General features: G+C 40.1%; 1 protein-coding gene. It reads right to left on the bottom strand.

Features of this window, described 5'->3' with window-relative positions; all coding sequences use genetic code 11:
- Nucleotides 1–441: 441 nt before the first annotated feature.
- Entirely contained in the window at nt 442–1,791 is a 1,350-nt protein-coding gene (locus tag I1A59_RS09320; RefSeq protein WP_196092479.1) for a hemolysin family protein, read from the bottom strand.
- Nucleotides 1,792–2,313 lie beyond the last annotated feature (522 nt).

Here is a 2,313-nt window from a genome sequence, read left to right on the forward strand (position 1 = left end):
TCAATACACGACGTTCAACGTCCAACATACTTTGAAAAAATTCTAACTAAAACAGGTGTCTTGCCAGTTTGAGCTACGGCATTAAATGCCAAAATCTAGTACGACTTAACAAGACACTACTACTTTATAGTCTTTTAGTTTACTTTTAGTACAAGGCAGCGAGTCGTAGACAGTACTGAAGTACGGCAAGACGAGCTAACACAGTAATAAAAGATAAACTAAAAGAGTATAACATAAAGAAAAAGTAGTGAGAAAATCTTCCGTCAAAGGTTTCCTCACTACTAATCTTAGTATGTTTGAGCTTATTGAAATCCAATGAGTCTAAAAGAGTATACTATCAAAGATCGAAGGCACTATGGTGGATTCATCAGTCAAAAAAACACCTAGAATCAAGCTACCTTTCCAGCAGCTGACTAGGTGTTTTTCCTGGAGATTTCCTTGTTATTTGGAATTCGTTTCTTCTGATTCCTGATCTTCTTCTATTTTTTTCAGATGTAGACGAAGTTTGGTGACCCGACCTTTTTTAACTTTGTCATTGCGCATGGACAAGCGATAACCATTTGACTCCAGGTCAACGGAAAGACGTTCCCCTTCTGCTGGGATGCTTCCTAGGCTCGTAATGTAGTAACCGGCAATGGTATCGACATCATCACTCTCCAATTCAACATTAAAGTACTCATTAAAATCGTTCAAGGTCATTGCACCAAGGACGATGAAACTTCCATCCGTCAATTCTCGAACTTCTAATTCAGCCTTATCGGTTTCATCCTCGATTTCCCCAACAATCTCTTCCAAGAGATCCTCTAGGGTAACCAGACCTGCTACGCCCCCATATTCATCCAACAAGATGGCCATCTGGTTTTGCGTATTCCGCAAGGAGGTCAAGAGGTCATCCACGAACATGGTTTCGGGCACAAATAGTGGTTCCTGTAAAATCTTTCGTAATGACAAATTTTCAAAACCAGAGGTGAAGGCCTCGGTCAAAATCCGCTTGGTGTGCAAGATTCCGATCACATTGTCCTTATCATCTTCGTAAACAGGAATCCGCGAGAAGTTTTGTTTTAAAATGGCTTGGATATTTTCCTCACTTGGATTCTTAATATCCACCATGAAGGCATCCGTCCGCGGCACCATCAATTCACGCGCCATCAATTCATCAAGGGTAAAGACTCCCTGAAGCATCTCCAATTCTTCCGCATCCAAGCTCTCCTCACTTTTCGAGAGCATGTATTCAATCTCATCTCGCGTCATTTTTTCATCTGCATCATCAAACTCCATCGGCGTCAAACGACTCAGCAGATTGGTGGAAGCCGAAAGCAACCAAACGAAGGGACTTACAATTTTTCCCAAAAAAAGAATAATCGGAGCCGTACGGACAGCCAAGGATTCTTTCAAGTTAAGGGCAATTCGTTTAGGATACAATTCCCCAAGTACAATTGAGATATAGGTCAAGAGCGCCAAGGCCAGGAAACTTCCCGCCGCATAAGCCGTCTCACTACCCCCCATCCAAGTCGCAAACATGCGACCCAAGGTATCTGCCAAGCTCGCACCGGCCAAGATGTTAATGAGGGTAATCCCAACCTGAATAGTGGATAGGAAATTATTCGGCTCTTCTAATACTTTCAACAAGCGTTGATAAGCCCGGTCCCCTTCTTCCGCCTTCTGCTCCACACGTGACCGGTTCAAGGACACCATGGCCATCTCAGAGGCTGAAAAAAAGGCATTTAAAAAAGTCAAGCCAAAAAGCAATACAATCTGAAACACCAGATTCTGACTGCTAGGATCTTCCATGAGTTTTTTCTCCTAAAAATATAAATATAAGCTATTCTACCACGAAATGATAAAAATAAAAACATAAAAGCTAAGAAGCTTATGAAATAAGCATTCATAAATTCAAAGTTCATTAATATTTTTGATAAAAATCCACCAAAACGAAACAGTGTTTGCAAAGTCTGGAATTGACTTGAGAAAGAAACTAAACCGATTCCCAAAAAAGCCCTCCTTAAGGAGGGGAAAGTCCATTCATTCAGCTAAGTATGTTTAGAATTATTTGCAAAAAGTCCTATATAGTCTTTTATTTGAAAATAACACAGTAAAAAAGCGCAAAAAAACACTATCTGTGTTATACTTAAGGTGAACATATTTAAAAATGTCTTAAGGATGTTGCCGCATCCCTAATGCTTTGACTGCTTCATAAGTTTGATGTGTTTTCAAAAGTTTGTAGACAATTCTTAGTATCTTATGAGCACAAGCGATAACAGCCTTCATCTTACTTCCTCTTTGGGAAACTCTATTGTATAAAGATGAGAAAGC

The sequence above is a fragment of the Streptococcus sp. NLN76 genome (genome assembly GCF_015686645.1).
Classification (GTDB): domain Bacteria; phylum Bacillota; class Bacilli; order Lactobacillales; family Streptococcaceae; genus Streptococcus.

Coding starts and splice junctions, on each gene's coding strand:
- I1A59_RS09320 (WP_196092479.1), bottom strand. CDS start 1,791: ATGGAAGATCCTAGCAGTCAGAATCTGGTGTTTCAGATTGTATTGCTT.